Raw genomic sequence first — 15,549 nt, forward strand, 5'->3', positions numbered from 1 at the left:
CCCCGGCAGGCGCGGCCGTGACGGGAAGGGCTCCGGCTCAGGCCACCTGTTCGGGCAGGCCCAGACGGCGCAGGACGAAGCGCCGCATCTCGCGCACTTCCGCGCACAGGGCCGGGTAGTCAAAGCGGGTGAAGCGGCCGTCACGATACAGGACTTCGCCCGCCACCATGGTCAGGGCCACTTCCATGCCCGTGGCCGCATAGACGGCGTGGGAGGCCGCGTTGAACAGGGGTTGCATGTTGGGCGCGGAAAGATCCAGCGCGATGCAGTCCGCGGGACGTCCCACGGCAAGGACACCGCCGTCACTGGCCATGGCCGCCGCACCGCCGCGGGTGGCCATGTCGAGCACGGTCCGGGCGGGCATGGTCTCGGGATCGCCCGCCGCCTTGTGCAGCAGGGCGGCACGGCCCATCTCCGTGAACATGTTGAGGCGGTTGTTGCTGGCGGCGCCGTCGCTGCCCAGGGCCAGCCGTACGCCGGCATCCAGCATGGCGGGCACCGGGGCCACCCCGGAGGCCAGCTTCATGTTGGACGAGGGATTGTGGACCACGCTCACGCCGCGGCGGGCCAGCAGGGCGATCTCGTCAGCATCCACGTCCACCACATGGGCCAGGATGGTCCCGGGACGCAGCAAGCCCAGGCGGTCGGCATGGGCCACGGGACGCAGGCCGTGCTGTTCCAGGCTCAGGGCCGTTTCCTGACGGGTCTCGGCCAGATGGATATGCAGCGGCAGACCCATCTCGTCGGCCAGTTCGCGGCAGGCCGTGAGCTGCGCCGCCGTAGTGGTGTAGACGCTGTGGGGCATGACGGCCACATGCAGACGGTCATGACCGGCCCAGCGCTGCGCCATCTCCCGGGTGCAGGCCAGGGCCGCGTCGGCATCCGGGCAGCAGGCCGAGGGGAAATTGAACACGCCCTCACCGGCCAGGCAGCGCAGACCGGCCTTGTCCGCCGCTTCCAGCACGGCGGCTTCGAAGATGTACATATCCACGCAGGACGTGGTCCCGGTGCGCAGCATCTCGGCAAAGCCCAGCAGGCTGCCCAGGCGCACCAGATCGGGCGTCAGGCCCTGCTCCACGGGAAAGATCTTCTGCTGCAGCCAGTCCATGAGCGGCATGTCGTCGGCCAGGCCCCTCAGGAAGGTCATAGCCGCGTGGGTGTGGGCGTTGACAAGGCCGGGCATGACGAGCATGCCGGAAAGGTCGAGGATTTCACGTGCCTGCCATGCGGCTGTCACATCCTGGCTGTAGCCCAGGGCGACGATGCGCCCGCCATCAATGGCCAGGGCGGCGTTTTCGAGGACGCGCCGGTCATCGTCCTGGGTCAGCAGGACACCGGCGTGGAGAAGCGTGTCGCAGGTTTGCATGGATGCTCCTGACGGGTTAAGGTCTGCGGACGGGAAAAACAGGCGTAGTTGTATCCTCATGCTTCGGGGAGGGCAAGAATGGACGCGCTGCTGCTGCACGGTCTGGGGGGAGGGCCCGCTGATATGGATTCGCTGGCGCAAGGGCTGGCGACGATGGGCGTGGCGTGCCATGCGCCCTGTCTGCCGGGGCATGGCACCGGCTGGGAGGCGTTTGTGCACAGCCACTGGAACCAGTGGAGCGCGGCGGCCCATGAGGCCTACGCCGCCCTTGCGGGCCAAAGCCCGGAGCCGCCCCTGCTGGCGGGCTACTCCCTGGGCGGCCTGCTGGCTCTGGATACGCTTTTCTGGGCCCGGGAGAAAGGCCTGCCCGCGCCCCGCTGCCTGCTGGTCTTCGCCGCGCCGCTCTACTGGTCGTCCCGCCCCGGCCGTCTGGGCGAACGGGCCCTGCGCTGGCGGCTGGCCTGGAAAGCCTGGCGCCAGCCTGTGGAGATCTGCTCCCCGCGCAGTGAGGCCGCCCGGGAGACCGCGCCCTGGCAGGGACACGAGCGGGTGGTCTGCTGGCGGCATATGGCCGAGATCGCCCATGAGCAGCCCCGGCTGCGGGCCCTGCTGCCCGCCTGCGATGTCCCGGTTTGTTACGCCCAGCTCTGGCATGACAGCAGCTGCCCGCGCCGCAATGCCGTGGAATGGATCTGCACGGCGTCCCGCAGGGCCGAGACCCATGTGCTGCGCACGGTCAGCCGTCACGGCGGGCATCTGCCCCTGTCGCACAGGGAAAGCCGGGACGAGGTGGTGCGCATCGCCTGCAATTTCGCACGGGCCGTGCTGGAAAGCTGAGGTCCGTTCCGTACAAAGAGCCTTTTCGGGATACCGGGACTGCTCCCCAATGGTGGGGAAGGGGATGCTTCTTTCTTCTCTCCAGGCGGGTGGAGCAGAGGAGGGGCGATCCTTTCCGGAGGGCGCTTCGCAGGAACTTCGCTTTTGCGCCTGTCGTCTCTGTGCAGGACCTTCCCGGGCGGGATGGGGCGCAGGTACCGGGCTTTCCTTCTATTAAAGAAGCTGCCTCAGTCCCTGGTCGTTCAAATCGGCTCTGCAGCGGCGATTTTTTCTGAACGAAGAGCTCCTACTGTCATATTTTTTTATCGTCATCCCTGCCGCGCGGAGGACGTTTTTCCCGCTCAGGAGAAGGGCTTGCAAGTTTTTTTGCGGCAGGATATGCTTATGCGCTGAAAATTTGTTACCCCGGGCATCCCGCATAGAAAGCGGTCTGCCTACAGCATCCCTTTGGAGGTTCGTCTTGTTGTTTGAATCCGTTGCTTTCGCCATGGGTACCCCCCAGGCCGGCGGCGCCGCCCCCAGCGGCGGCGACATGCTGATGCAGTTTGTTCCCCTGATCCTGATGTTCGCCATCTTCTGGTTCCTGCTGATCCGTCCCCAGCAGAAGCGCGCCAAGGCCCACAAGCAGATGCTGGCCGAACTGAAGCGCGGTGACCACGTGATGACCAGCAGCGGCCTGATCGGTCGCATCATGGAAATCAGCGAAGAAGAAGTGGTCATCGAATGTGGCGATGCCAAGCTGCGCATGAGCCGCGGCGCCATCGGCGGCCTGATCGGCAAGAGCGCCGAAAAGGCTGAAGCCAAGGCCGAAGAAAAGAAGTAACATTCCGTTCTTGTTTCGGAATCGGTAATGGTTGCGGCTCCGGTGCCGCCCTGTTTGCAGGGAGGCGCCGGGCCGTGTCGGGCGGTTCTGGCTCCGGCCGGCCGCCTCTTTCCGTTTTTACGGACATCTCCATCAAGTGCGGAAGGTATCCCAATGATTGGTTTGCGCTCGCGCTTGGCCGTGGCCCTGCTCGTGTTCGGCCTGTGCCTTGTCTACGCGTTGCCCAGCGTGCCCTATATCGGGACGGCGCTGGAAAACGTCCTACCATCCAAAAAAATCAACCTTGGCCTGGACCTGAAGGGCGGCATCCACCTGACCCTGGGCGTTGACGTGGCCAAGGCTGTCAGCAACTCGCTGGCGCTGGCCGGGCAGGATATCCGCCGCCTTGCCAAGGACGAGAAGATCGTCGTGCTGCATCCCCGCGTGGTGGGCAATGACAAACTGGAATTTGCCCTGCCCCGTGTGGAGGATGAAGCCAAACTGCAGGAGATCCTGCAAAAGAATTTCCCCCAGCTGAATGTGGGCGAGCCCCGCCGTACGGAAGCCGGTCTGCGCTATGTGGCCGAGTTCCGTCCCGAAGAGATCAGCCGTATCGAGGACATGGCGCTGGATCAGGCCCTGCGGACCATCCGCAACCGTATCGACCAGTTCGGTGTGGCCGAGCCCGACATCCGCAAGCAGGAAGGTAACCGCATCCAGGTGCAGCTGCCCGGCCTTTCCGACCCGCGCCGTGCCGTGCAGATCCTGGGCCAGACCGCCCATCTGGAATTCCACCTTGTCCGTGACGACGTGGATCCCAACAAGGCCGTGCTGCCCAGCGGCGTCATGGCCCTGCCCCTGCTGGAAAAAGGCCACGACGGCAGCGAGACCGCCACGCGCCTGATCGCGGTGGAAAAGGACGCCATGCTCTCCGGTGAGGACGTGGCCGATGCCCAGCCCACCTTCGAGAAGAACCGTGCCAGCGTCAGCCTGAACTTCAACAGCCGCGGTGCCACCCTGTTCGAGAACGTCACCGGTGAAAACGTGGGCCGCCGCATGGCCATCGTGCTGGACGACAAGGTCTATTCCGCACCTGTGATCCAGCAGCGCATCGCCGGTGGCCGCGCCGTCATCACCGGCCAGTTCACCACGCAGGAGGCCACGGACCTGGCCATCGTGCTGCGTGCCGGTTCGCTGCCCGCGCCCGTGTCGGTGCTGGAAGAACGCACCGTCGGCCCTTCCCTGGGCCAGGAATCCATCGACAGCGGCATCAACGCCGCTCTGGTGGGTGCCGCCGCTGTGGTCGTGTTTATGGCCATCTACTACGGCATGAGCGGTGTCATCGCCGACGTCATGCTCTGCTTCACCATGCTCATCGTCATGGCGGGCATGGCCGGCTTCGGTGCCACCCTGACCCTGCCCGGCATCGCCGGTATCGTGCTGACCATCGGTATGGCCGTGGACGCCAACGTGCTGATCTACGAACGCATACGCGAGGAACTGCATCTGGGCCTCTCGCCCCTGGCGGCCGTCAAGGCCGGTTTCGAGCGCGCCACCATTTCCATCACCGACTCGAACCTGACCACCATCATCGCCACGGTGATCCTGTACCAGTTCGGTACGGGCCCCATCCGCGGTTTTGCGGTCACTCTGTCGCTGGGTATCGTGGCCTCCATGTTCACGGCCATTTTTGTGTCGCGGGCCATCTTTGAATACTGGGCGCGCAAGTGCGGCCCCAAGGGCATCAGCATCTAGGCTGGCCGGGAGAGAATCATGGCTTTCGCATTCATCAAGCATGACACCAAGATAGATTTTATCGGCAAGCGCCATATCGCCTACGCCATCTCGATCCTGCTGCTTCTGGTGGGTCTGGGCTCGGCGCTGTGGGGCAATGGCCTGCGCATGGGCATCGACTTCGCCGGCGGCGTCATCGTGCAGGTGCAGTTCGCCCAGCCTGTGGAAGACGAAGTACTGAAGAAGAGCCTGGATGTGCCCGAACTGCCGGGCATCAGCACCCAGCGCTTCGGTGAGGGCACGCGCGACTACCTGCTGCGCTTCTCCTCTGCCGAGAATACCGATGCCGCGGCGCTGCGCACCAACGTGCTGGCCGCTCTGGCCAAGGCCTTCCCCGGCAATGACGTGGAGATCCAGCGCCTTGAGATGGTGGGCCCCAAGGTCGGTGACGACCTGACCAACAAGGCCCTGGGCGCCCTGTATTACGCGACCCTGCTCATCGCCGTGTACATCTCCGGCCGCTTCGAACAGCGCTGGATGGCCGGTGTGGCCATGGCTGCCGTGCTTTGGGGCGGCATGTACCTGGCCGGCCTCACGGGGCTGAGCATGGGCTGGCTGGTGCTGGTGGCCCTGGGCATCACCCTGGTGGTCTGCTTTGTCCTCAAGCTCAACTTCGCTCTGGGCGCCCTGGTGGGCCTCATCCATGACGTTTTCATCACGGTGGGCTTGCTGTCGCTCATGGGCGTGGAGATCGACCTTAACGTCATGGCGGCCCTGCTGACCCTGGTGGGTTACTCGCTCAACGACACCATCATCGTCTATGACCGTCTGCGCGAAAACCTGCGTGCCGCGCCCAAGCTGCCCTTGGCCGCCCTCATCAACCGCAGCGTCAACCAGACCCTGTCCCGTACCATCCTGACCAGTGGTACCACCTTTGTGGCAACCCTGGCCCTGTACCTGCTGGGTGGCGGCGTGATCCACGACTTTGCCCTGACCATGCTCATCGGTGTGTTCGTGGGTACGGCGTCGTCCATCTATGTGTCCTCGGCCGTTCTGCTGGCCCTGGGCGACACGGAATTCTACGTGCACCAGCAGGAGCGCCCCGTGTACGAAAAGCCCGGTGAGCACGGCATCGTCTAGTTGCTCCAGCCACACCGGATGGTGATTCACGGCCGGGAGGGACGTTGGTCCTTCCCGGCTTTTTTTGTGCCTTCCGGCTGCCGGGCCTCGCCGCGAGACCACGGCCGGTCTGCACAGGAAGGCCCGTGCCGGACATGGCCCCGACCGTCTGGGACCTGGCCTTGTGCTGCGGGGCCGGGCAGGCCGCTGTGCCCCGGCCGGCCTGGCGCAGCGCCGAAGAATTTTTTGTGTGACGGTTTCTTGACGCCGGGCAAGGACGTCTTACCTATTGGCAAGAAGACCCGATTGGGGGAGAGCATCATGGCAGTAGAATACAAGGATTATTACAAACTTCTGGGCGTGGAGCGTTCCGCCGGTGCGGACGAGATCGCCAGAGCCTACAAGAAGCTGGCCCGCAAGTATCATCCGGACCTGAACCCGGGCAACAAGCAGGCCGAAGACAAATTCAAGGATATCAACGAAGCCTACGAAGTGCTCAAAGACCCTGAAAAGCGGCGTATGTACGATCAGCTCGGCCCCAACTGGCAGCATGGCCAGCAGTTCCAGGGCGCTCCGGGCTTTGAAAATATGCACTTCAACTTCAATGGCCAGAACTTCGACGGCGCGGGCTTCTCGGATTTTTTCGAGACCCTGTTCGGCGGGCGCGGCAGCCGTTTCGGCGGCGACCCGTTCGGCGGTTTCCGCCAGCAGCAGCCGCGTCGAGGCCGTGACGTGGAGGCCGAACTGCCTCTGACGCTGGAAGAGGTGGCCCGTGGCGGCCGCCGCAGCGTGAGCCTGCAGACGGCCTTTGGCCCCAAGACGCTGGAAGTGAACGTGCCTTCCGGCATCCGCGAAGGCGCCAAGCTGCGTCTGGGCGGACAGGGCGAGCCTGCTCCCGGCGGTGCGCCCGGCGACCTGTTCCTGCGGGTGCGCTATCTGCCGCATGCCGTGTTCAAGGTGGATGGCGACAACCTGCAATGCGACGTGATCCTGGCCCCGTGGGAAGCGGCCCTGGGCGCCCGTGTGCCCGTGCCCACCCTGGAAGGGCAGGTGGAGATGAACATCCCCGCCGGCTCGTCCTCGGGGCGCAAGTTCCGCCTGCGCGGCAAGGGGCTTGGTTCGGCACAGCATCGCGGCGATCTGCTGGCCCGCGTGATGATCCGGGTGCCTGAGCAGCTCTCGGATGAAGAGAAGGCCCTGTGGCAGCGGCTGGCGGACACGTCGTCCTTCCGGGCCCGCGGCTAGGATGGAGGTTGTGATATGAGCACGTCTGACAGAGACGACATGACCACCGTGGTCATGGCGTGCGAAGAATTCATGGCAAGCACCGGCATCGCGCCCGAGCGGCTGCGTGAGCTGCTGGCCCTGGGCTGGCTGGAAAGCCGCACGGAAGGCTCCGACCAGTTCTTCCGGGATGCGGACATCTACCGTGTGCGCAAACTGGAACGCATCTGCTGCGACTTTGAGCTGCCCGTGGTGGGCGGCACCATCATCGTGGACCTTCTGGAGCGCATCGACGCTCTGGAGCACAAGGTGCGCGAACTGCAGGGATTGGAAGACTGATCCCCTGTGCCGGGAAGCCCGCGGATACGGATCCGTCGCGGCGGCCCGCAGACCCCACCCGGCCTTGCGCCGCCGCCCGGACACTCCGGGTCCTCCGGAGCCCGCCTCCGTCCGCCTGCGCAGCCCGCGCACAAAAAAATCGATTTTGCTTACCTTCCGCCGTGGGGCGGCCCGTGTGCGCACGGGCCCCGTCCATAGCGGCATCGTGGAGGATATATGGACATCAACAAATTCACGGAAAAAGCCCGCGAGGCCGTGACCCAGGCGCAAAGCATCGCCGTGGGCATGGGCCATCAGGATATCGACAGCGAGCATCTGGCGCTGGCCCTGATCCGTCAGGAACAGGGCATCGTGCCCCGCATCCTGGATCAGATGGGCGTGCAGACCGCCGCTCTGGCCGTAGCCGTGGAGGAAAAACTGCGCAAGCGTCCCTCCGTCTCCGGCGGCGGCATGGACCCCAACCGCATCTCCATCACCCAGCGTCTGGCCAAGGTGCTAGGCGACGCCGAGAACGAATCCCGGCGCATGAAGGACGAATACGTCAGCGTGGACCATCTGTTCGCCGCGCTGGCCGAGAACGCGCCCGGCACGCCGCTGGGCGAGGTTTTCAAGGAATACAACATCAGCCGTGCCAGCTTCGGCCAGGCCATGGAGAGCCTGCGCGCCGGTGCGCGGGTGACCAGTCCCAACCCCGAAGACACGGTGGAGGCCCTGAGCAAGTACGCCCGCGACCTGGTGGAAGCCGCCCGTCAGGGCAAGATGGACCCGGTCATCGGCCGTGATGCCGAGATCCGCCGTGTGGTGCGCATCCTGTCCCGTCGTACCAAGAACAACCCCGTGCTCATCGGTGAGGCCGGGGTGGGCAAGACGGCCATCGTGGAAGGCCTGGCCTTCCGTATCGTCAAGGGCGACGTGCCCGAGGGCCTGCGCGGTCACAAGCTCTACGCCCTGGACATGGGCGCGCTGATCGCCGGTGCCAAGTACCGCGGCGAGTTCGAGGAACGCCTCAAGGCCGTGCTCAATGAAGTGGAGAAGAGCGAAGGCAAGATCATCCTCTTCATCGACGAGCTGCACACCATCGTGGGCGCTGGCAAGACCGAAGGCTCCATGGACGCGGGCAACCTGCTCAAGCCCATGCTGGCCCGTGGCGAACTGCACTGCATCGGCGCCACCACCCTGGACGAGTACCGCAAGTACATCGAAAAGGACCCGGCTCTGGAACGCCGTTTCCAGCCCGTGCTGGTGGACGAGCCCACGGTGGAGGACGCCATCTCCATCCTGCGTGGCCTGAAGGAACGCTTTGAGGTCCACCACGGCGTGCGTATCAGCGACTCCGCCATCGTGGAGGCCGTGACCCTGTCGCATCGCTACATCACGGACCGTCAGCTGCCGGACAAGGCCATCGACCTCATCGACGAGGCCGCGGCCCTGATCCGCACCGAGATCGACTCCCTGCCGTCCGACCTGGACGAAGTGAACCGCAAGGTCATGCAGCTGGAGATCGAGCGCGAGGCCCTGCGCCGCGAGACCGACGCCGCCTCCCGTGACCGCCTGGAAAAGCTGGAAAGCGAACTGGGCGAGCTGCGGGTGCAGCAGGGCGAATTGCGCCAGCAGTGGGAAAAGGAAAAGAATGCCATCGACAGCGTGCGCGGCATCAAGGAGAAGATCGAGCAGACCAAGCTGGCCATCGAGCAGGCCGAACGGGCCTATGACCTCAACAAGGCCGCCGAGCTCAAGTACTCCACCTTGCTGGCCCTGGAAAAGCAGCTGGCCGATGCTTCCGCTGCCGCCGGTGCCGACGGGCCGCGCCTGCTCAAGGAAGAAGTGCGTCCCGACGACGTGGCCGAGATCGTGGCCAAGTGGACCGGCATCCCGGTGACCCGGCTCATGGAATCCGAACGCGAAAAGCTGCTGCACCTGGCCGATCAGCTGCACAAGCGTGTGGTGGGCCAGGACGAAGCCGTGCAGGCCGTGGCCGATGCCGTGCTGCGTGCCCGTGCCGGTCTGTCCGACCCCTCGCGTCCCACGGGTTCGTTCATCTTCCTGGGCCCCACGGGCGTGGGCAAGACCGAGCTGTGCAAGACCCTGGCCGAGGCCCTGTTCGATACCGAGGACAACATGGTGCGTCTGGACATGAGCGAGTACATGGAAAAGCACTCCGTGTCCCGCCTCATCGGTGCGCCTCCAGGATATGTGGGGTATGACGAAGGCGGTCAGCTCACCGAGGCCGTGCGCCGCAAGCCGTACTCCGTGGTGCTGTTCGACGAGATCGAAAAGGCCCATCCCGACGTCTTCAACACCCTGCTGCAGCTGCTGGACGATGGCCGTCTGACCGACAGCCAGGGCCGTACCGTGGACTTCCGCAACTGCATCGTCATCATGACGTCCAACATCGGTTCGCCGCATCTGCTGGACGGCATCGGCGAGGACGGCAGCCTGAAGGAAGGCGCCCGTGATGCGGTGATGGAAGAGCTGCGCCGCCACTTCCGGCCGGAATTCCTGAACCGTGTGGACGAGACCGTGCTCTTCCTGCCCCTGCGGCGTGACCAGGTGACGCGCATCGTGGACCTGCAGATGGATCGCCTGCGCAAGCGTCTGGAAGAACGCAAGATCACGCTGGGCATCACGGATGCCGCTCGCGAGTTCATCGCCGGCGAAGCCTACGATCCCGTGTACGGCGCCCGTCCGCTCAAGCGCTACGTGCAGCAGTACGTGGAAACGCCTCTGGCCCGCGAGCTGGTCAGCGGCCGCATCCTGGATGGTCAGGCCGTCCAGATCGATGTGCGCGATGGCGAACTGGTCTTCCAGAACGCCTGAGCCTGAAAAAACTGCTCCGGCATGGCTGCCTGCCAGCCTGCCGGGATGATCCCGCACAGCAAAGGCGGCCCTTCGGGGCCGCCTTTTTCGTATCCTGCCCGGCTGTATGATCCACTAGGATGCCTCCAACGGGTCAGTGCTTCCTCCAAAGCATTGTCACACAATCAGCATAGCAACCTTCCTGCCGGGGGACCTGCGCCGCGTGTTTGCTTCTGGCCCTATCCCGTCTGCCATCCTCCAGAATAAAAGTTTTCGGGTAGGGAAGGGGGAGCACGAGGGGGAAGGGAAGGGCCTTTTTCAAAAGGGCCTCCCCTTCCCCCTCGTATCCATCATCTTGCCCTTTGCGGGCTGAGGGGCTATTTTCTTTCCATCTTTTTTGCAAGGAGCCACCATGTTGCAGACAGCCGCCCTTATTCTGGCCGCGGGCAAGGGCACCCGCATGCATTCCGACAAACCCAAAGTATTGCAGACCGTTCTGGGCGAACCCATGCTGCGTTACGTGCTGGAAGCCGTCCGCCCCGTGTTCGACGGGCGTGTGCTGGTGGTGGTGGGCCATCAGGCGGGCATGGTGGAGGCTGCCTTCCCGGACGCTTCCTTCGTGCATCAGGAACAGCAGCTGGGCACGGGCCATGCGCTGATGCAGGCCATGCCCGCGCTGGAAGGGCAGTGCGAGCGCGTGCTGGTGGTCAACGGCGATACGCCGCTGCTCTCCGAGGACGTGGTACGTCATTTCGTGGAGGCCTCGGAAGGGGCCGACCTGGCCTTTGCCACCATCGAGCTGGACGATCCCGCCGCCTATGGCCGGGTGGTGCGTGCCGCCGACGGCAGCGTGCGGGCCATCGTGGAGGCCAAGGACTATGATCCCGCGTTGTACGGGCCCGAACCGCATGAGGTCAACGCGGGCATGTACTGCGTGCGTCTGGATCTGGCTGCCCGTCTGCTGCCGCGCATCGGCAATGCCAACAAGAGCGGCGAATACTACATCACCGATCTCATTTCTCTGGCTGTGGCTGAAGGCTGCAAGGTGCAGGGTGTGCAGTGCGGCCGGGACGAGAGCCTGATGGGCGTCAATTCGCCTCTGGAACTTTCCCGCAGCGAAGAGTTCTTGCGTGAACGTGTGGTGGACGGCATGCTGCGTTCCGGCGTGATGCTGCATGCGCCCGCGCTGGTACGGATCAGCCCGCTGGCCACGGTGGAGCCGGGCGCGGAGATCACGGGCCCGTGCGAGATCTACGGCCGCAGCGTGGTGCGTCGGGGCGCCCGTATCGACTCCCATTGCGTGATGCGCGATACCGTCATCGAGGCCGGAGCGGAGATCCGTTCCTTCTGTCATTTCGAGGACGCCCATGTGGGCGAGGCCGCCCTGGTGGGGCCCTATGCCCGTCTGCGGCCCGGCGCCGTGCTGGAAGAAGCCTCGCATGTGGGCAACTTTGTGGAGCTCAAGAAATCCCGCTTGGGCAAGGGCGCCAAAGCCAATCACCTGACCTATCTGGGAGATTCCGAGATCGGTGCGGGCACCAATATCGGTGCGGGCACCATCACCTGCAACTATGACGGCAAGCACAAGTTCAAGACCACCATCGGCGAAAAGGCCTTCATCGGCAGCAATACGGCCCTGGTGGCGCCGGTGCGTGTGGGCGACGGCGCGCTGATCGGGGCCGGCTCGGTCATCACCAAGGATGTGCCTGATGGGGAGATGGGGATCGCCCGCGGCCGGCAGAAAAACCTGCCGCGCAAATCCGTCTAGCTCCTTGGGGAGCATGGAAAGCGCCACCAGAAACTTTCCTGCTGCAGGCAAGATTGCCCGGCCATGCCGTGGCATCAGTCAGGCTCTATCCGTCTGATTCTTCCTGGCCGGCGAGAGAGTTCCAGGCAAAAAATCCTTTGGGGGAGGCCCGGTGCCTCCCTCTTTTTTTCTGACGCGCAGGAAAAGTTTTTTCTTTTTCCAGAAAGGGAAATTTCGTTGAATGGCAAGGAAAAACAGTTGATTATCTTTGCATGAAATCGTGATTTGTCGCATGGGCCGCCTTGCCATCGGCATGGGGCAGTGCTATACCCAGAATCATGGAAGCACTAGAGCAACTTGAAACGCAGGTACTGGCCCTTTTGGAGCAGAAAGCCCAGCTTCTGGCGGAGACTCGTCGTCTTCACTCCGAACTTGAGGCCACTATCGCCGCGAAGATGTCTTTGGAAGAAGAAAACCGCGAACTGCGCGAGAACCTGAACAAAGAAGAGCAGGTGCGGGGCGATGCCATCAACCGCATGGATGCTCTGCTGAGACTTATTCAGGAGCATGAAAGCGCCGAGTAGGTTTTCGAGTGAGTCAAGAACACTTTAACCTTACCGTTCTTGGTACTGCGGTCACATTCCGCCACAGTGCCGATATGGAGCGTGTGCGTGAGGCCATCGCTCTTGTGGAAGAACGGTTTGCAGACCAGAAACTGAGGTCACACGGTATGCAGAGTAACAAAGATATTCTGCTGACTGTTCTGGCTCTTGGTCTGGCGGATGATTTGTTGCAATCGCAAAAAAAGCTGGACGATGTGCAGAATCGCATCGAGACCATGCTTTCAAAGATAAAAGAAGAGTCCGTTTAAGTCATCAATGACAGCATATTTCCCTGGAGTGTGCGTGATTTATGACTCGGTGCTGACCTTACAAGCATAAAATCGGGAGCTGTCCCTGCTTTTTGTGAGCACGCCCGTTTACGGGAAGCCTGTAGAAAAGTACACGGCCCCCCCCTGGGAAACCAGGTTCTGCATCGAAGTCATGACACGGCGCTCTGGGGATTTTTTTCTGTCCTGCACCGTACTCCTTGCACGCTTCGGCGTGGTCTTTGCCTGCAGCCATCCTTATGCCGTTTTTGCGGTCAGAAGCCAGCCCTCCGCCAGTAGACCTCGTGCGGAGGCTGGCTTCCGCCATTTATGATACCCGGGTGATTCCCGTTGATTATAGAGGATGGTTATGGATTTTATGGATATTGTATGGCTGGCCCTGGCCGCTGTGGTCGGCCTGCTGGTCGGTGCGCTGGTGCACAAAAGTGTGACCACCAAACGCATCGGCGATGCTGACGAGCTGGCCAAACGCATTGTGGAAGAAGCGCGCAAGGAGGCCCAGGCGCAAAAAAAGGAAATCCTCATCCAGGGGCAGGATGACCTTTTTAACCAGAAGCGAGAGCTGGAAAACGAATTCAAGGAGCGCGAGCGCGAAGTCAAACTGCGTGAACGCAAGCTTGAAGAGATGGGCGGCCGGCTGGAAGAAAAACTGGAAAAAGCCACCGCCAAGGAGCATGAGCTCCTCGCCGCTGAAAAGGATCTGGCCCGCAAGGAACGCCAGCTGGCCGAGTCGGAAGAGTTCCTGCAGACGCGCATCGATGAAGAAGAGCAGCGTCTTTCCGAGATCGCCGGCCTGACGGCGGAAGAAGCCAAGGCCCGTCTGTTTGCCGAGGTGGAGGCCAAGACCCGCCATGAATCGGCCAAGATGATCCGCCAGATCGAGACGGAAGCCAAGGAGACCGCCGACCGCAAGGCCAAGGAGATCCTGTGCAACGTCATCCAGCGTTATGCCGGTGACTACGTCAACGAGCAGACCGTCACGGCGGTTTCCCTGCCCAGCGAGGACATGAAAGGACGCATCATCGGTCGTGAAGGGCGCAACATTCGTGCGCTGGAAGCCGCGACCGGTGTGGACCTCATCATCGACGACACGCCGGAGACCGTCATCCTGTCCGCCTACAGCCCCCTGCGTCGTCAGGTGGCCAAGATGGCTCTGGAACGTCTGATCCAGGATGGCCGCATCCATCCCGCCCGCATTGAGGACATCGTCCAGAAATGCGAACAGGAACTGGATGCCCAGGTGCGCGAAGTGGGCGAACAGGCCACGTTCGATGCCGGGGTCCACGGCATCCATCCCGAGATCATCCGCCTGCTGGGGCAGCTGCGCTACCGTACGTCCTTCACCCAGAACGTGCTGCAGCACTCCTTGGAGGTCTCCGCCCTGTGCGGCATGATGGCTGCGGAACTGGGCATGGATGTCAAAAAGGCCAAGCGTGCCGGTCTGCTGCATGATATCGGCAAGGCCGTCGACCATGAGGTCGAAGGACCTCATGCCCTCATTGGCGCCGATATCGCCAAAAAGTACAACGAAGGCAAGGACATTGTTCATGCCATCGCCGCGCACCATGAGGATCAGCGCCCCTCGACGGCTCTGGCCGTGCTGGTGCAGGCGGCTGACTCCATCTCCGGTGCCCGTCCCGGCGCCCGCAAGGAGCTGCTGGAGAACTATGTCAAACGTCTGGAAGAACTGGAAGGCATCGCCACCAGCTTCGAGGGCGTGTCCAAGGCGTACGCTATCCAGGCGGGCCGCGAGATCCGTGTCATGGTCAATCCCGACAATGTGGATGACGATGCCACCTATCTGCTGTGCAAGGACATCGCGGAAAAGATCGAAAAGAATCTGACCTACCCGGGCCAGATCCGTGTGACGGTCATCCGCGAACGCCGTGCCATGGGCTTTGCCAAGTAGAGCAGAGCGAACAGGTGCATATTCAGGGCGGTCACTTCGGTGGCCGCCTTTTTTGTTGTACGGATAAATCCCTGTTTGGTGGCTGTCTGATGCTCGAGACTCTTCGCCCTCGGTATGGCGGCTTCTGTCCTGTGCTGCTGGAAGGATGCCGGGTTTCTGTGTTCTCTCCATACTGCAGGGCTGCTCCCCGGCAGCATACAAATCCCTTCTTTCTCAGAGTGAAAATCCCAAAAGAGATTCTTGTCGTGCCTTTCCTCGCAGGCTGGCCGTTCAAAGCTGTTGAAAGTCCTTGTTAGAGGGGATTAGCAGATTACGAGGGCCGCAGGGGAGGGCAAGCATCTCCTGCTGTTTCTGGCGCTGCACTGGAACACCAATGAAGTCTGGAGGCCAGCTAACTTCTTGGGAAAGCCATGCGGCCAGTGCCGTATGCCCTTGGCTTTTGAGTCACAGGAGAAAGTAGGGAAAACGGCAGGAAGCAGAGATTGTTAAAAGCAGACAGATCTGTGATTCCTTCCACTCTCAATGGGGAGGCCTTACACGCGAGGGAGACAGATAGCTTGCAAAGAAAATTCAAAACATTTTTCTGTGTCTTTTCGGTATGTTGATTGAATAATCAGTCAGTAGGGAGCAAAACTGCAAAATTTTTTGCGGGAAAACGCTTGACGGTGGGGTCGAAAAGGCGCATAAAGCCGTTCGCGCCAACGAGCTGGCCACGTCCGAAAGGACGACGGGAAAAGAAATTTTTCCGGATGGCAAAAAAGTTCTTGACGCGGGTTTGAAAATGAGG

The 15,549-nt window shown here is 62.6% G+C and carries 12 protein-coding genes and 1 other RNA gene; 12 read left to right on the top strand and 1 reads right to left on the bottom strand.

Annotation, left to right across the window (positions count from 1 at the left end):
• Positions 1-37: 37 nt before the first annotated feature.
• Positions 38-1,366, bottom strand: coding sequence for an amidohydrolase (locus tag ACQRBR_RS08415; protein ID WP_427812760.1), 1,329 nt, complete (start codon positions 1,364-1,366; stop codon positions 38-40).
• 78 nt (positions 1,367-1,444) lie between these two features.
• Between ACQRBR_RS08415 and ACQRBR_RS08420 the strand changes: the two genes are divergently transcribed.
• From ACQRBR_RS08420 to rny, 12 genes are all read left to right on the top strand, one after another.
• The gene (locus ACQRBR_RS08420; protein ID WP_427812761.1) at positions 1,445-2,203 is read left to right on the top strand and encodes an alpha/beta hydrolase; all 759 of its coding nucleotides are present in this window, start codon (positions 1,445-1,447) and stop codon (positions 2,201-2,203) included.
• Positions 2,204-2,690: 487 nt separating this feature from the next.
• Positions 2,691-3,026, top strand: a complete 336-nt coding sequence (gene yajC, locus ACQRBR_RS08425; RefSeq protein WP_006004428.1) for a preprotein translocase subunit YajC — start codon at positions 2,691-2,693, stop codon at positions 3,024-3,026.
• A 153-nt stretch (positions 3,027-3,179) separates the two neighbouring features.
• Complete coding sequence (gene secD, locus ACQRBR_RS08430) at positions 3,180-4,760, top strand: protein translocase subunit SecD (protein WP_427812762.1); 1,581 nt, start codon at positions 3,180-3,182, stop codon at positions 4,758-4,760.
• Positions 4,761-4,778: 18 nt separating this feature from the next.
• Positions 4,779-5,879, top strand: a complete 1,101-nt coding sequence (secF, locus tag ACQRBR_RS08435) for a protein translocase subunit SecF (RefSeq protein WP_427812763.1) — start codon at positions 4,779-4,781, stop codon at positions 5,877-5,879.
• Positions 5,880-6,179: 300 nt separating this feature from the next.
• On the top strand, positions 6,180-7,103 hold the full coding sequence (locus tag ACQRBR_RS08440; protein ID WP_308598118.1) for a J domain-containing protein: 924 nt from the start codon (positions 6,180-6,182) through the stop codon (positions 7,101-7,103).
• A 15-nt stretch (positions 7,104-7,118) separates the two neighbouring features.
• Entirely contained in the window at positions 7,119-7,421 is a 303-nt protein-coding gene (locus ACQRBR_RS08445) for a chaperone modulator CbpM (RefSeq protein WP_168934885.1), read from the top strand.
• Positions 7,422-7,637: 216 nt separating this feature from the next.
• On the top strand, positions 7,638-10,238 hold the full coding sequence (gene clpB, locus ACQRBR_RS08450; protein ID WP_321031229.1) for an ATP-dependent chaperone ClpB: 2,601 nt from the start codon (positions 7,638-7,640) through the stop codon (positions 10,236-10,238).
• 391 nt (positions 10,239-10,629) lie between these two features.
• A complete protein-coding gene (glmU, locus tag ACQRBR_RS08455) occupies positions 10,630-11,985 on the top strand; it encodes a bifunctional UDP-N-acetylglucosamine diphosphorylase/glucosamine-1-phosphate N-acetyltransferase GlmU (RefSeq protein ID WP_427812764.1) in 1,356 nt (451 codons plus the stop codon).
• 317 nt (positions 11,986-12,302) lie between these two features.
• Positions 12,303-12,548, top strand: coding sequence for a DUF904 domain-containing protein (locus ACQRBR_RS08460; RefSeq protein ID WP_081446796.1), 246 nt, complete (start codon positions 12,303-12,305; stop codon positions 12,546-12,548).
• An 8-nt stretch (positions 12,549-12,556) separates the two neighbouring features.
• Positions 12,557-12,835, top strand: coding sequence for a cell division protein ZapA (gene zapA / locus ACQRBR_RS08465; RefSeq protein WP_168934888.1), 279 nt, complete (start codon positions 12,557-12,559; stop codon positions 12,833-12,835).
• Between the two features lie 17 nt (positions 12,836-12,852).
• Positions 12,853-13,031: non-coding RNA, 6S RNA (gene ssrS / locus ACQRBR_RS08470), on the top strand.
• Between the two features lie 171 nt (positions 13,032-13,202).
• A complete protein-coding gene (gene rny / locus ACQRBR_RS08475; RefSeq protein WP_168934889.1) occupies positions 13,203-14,762 on the top strand; it encodes a ribonuclease Y in 1,560 nt (519 codons plus the stop codon).
• Positions 14,763-15,549 lie beyond the last annotated feature (787 nt).

The organism is Desulfovibrio sp. SGI.133, assembly GCF_050313955.1.
GTDB lineage: Bacteria > Desulfobacterota > Desulfovibrionia > Desulfovibrionales > Desulfovibrionaceae > Desulfovibrio.

Bases quoted from the DNA above. Each gene is read 5' to 3' on its own strand.
- ACQRBR_RS08415 (WP_427812760.1), bottom strand. From the start codon at position 1,366: ATGCAAACCTGCGACACGCTTCTCCACGCCGGTGTCCTGCTGACCCAG.
- yajC (WP_006004428.1), top strand. From the start codon at position 2,691: ATGGGTACCCCCCAGGCCGGCGGCGCCGCCCCCAGCGGCGGCGACATG.
- ACQRBR_RS08460 (WP_081446796.1), top strand. From the start codon at position 12,303: ATGGAAGCACTAGAGCAACTTGAAACGCAGGTACTGGCCCTTTTGGAG.
- ACQRBR_RS08445 (WP_168934885.1), top strand. From the start codon at position 7,119: ATGAGCACGTCTGACAGAGACGACATGACCACCGTGGTCATGGCGTGC.
- secD (WP_427812762.1), top strand. From the start codon at position 3,180: ATGATTGGTTTGCGCTCGCGCTTGGCCGTGGCCCTGCTCGTGTTCGGC.
- clpB (WP_321031229.1), top strand. From the start codon at position 7,638: ATGGACATCAACAAATTCACGGAAAAAGCCCGCGAGGCCGTGACCCAG.
- glmU (WP_427812764.1), top strand. From the start codon at position 10,630: ATGTTGCAGACAGCCGCCCTTATTCTGGCCGCGGGCAAGGGCACCCGC.
- ACQRBR_RS08440 (WP_308598118.1), top strand. From the start codon at position 6,180: ATGGCAGTAGAATACAAGGATTATTACAAACTTCTGGGCGTGGAGCGT.
- rny (WP_168934889.1), top strand. From the start codon at position 13,203: ATGGATTTTATGGATATTGTATGGCTGGCCCTGGCCGCTGTGGTCGGC.
- secF (WP_427812763.1), top strand. From the start codon at position 4,779: ATGGCTTTCGCATTCATCAAGCATGACACCAAGATAGATTTTATCGGC.
- ACQRBR_RS08420 (WP_427812761.1), top strand. From the start codon at position 1,445: ATGGACGCGCTGCTGCTGCACGGTCTGGGGGGAGGGCCCGCTGATATG.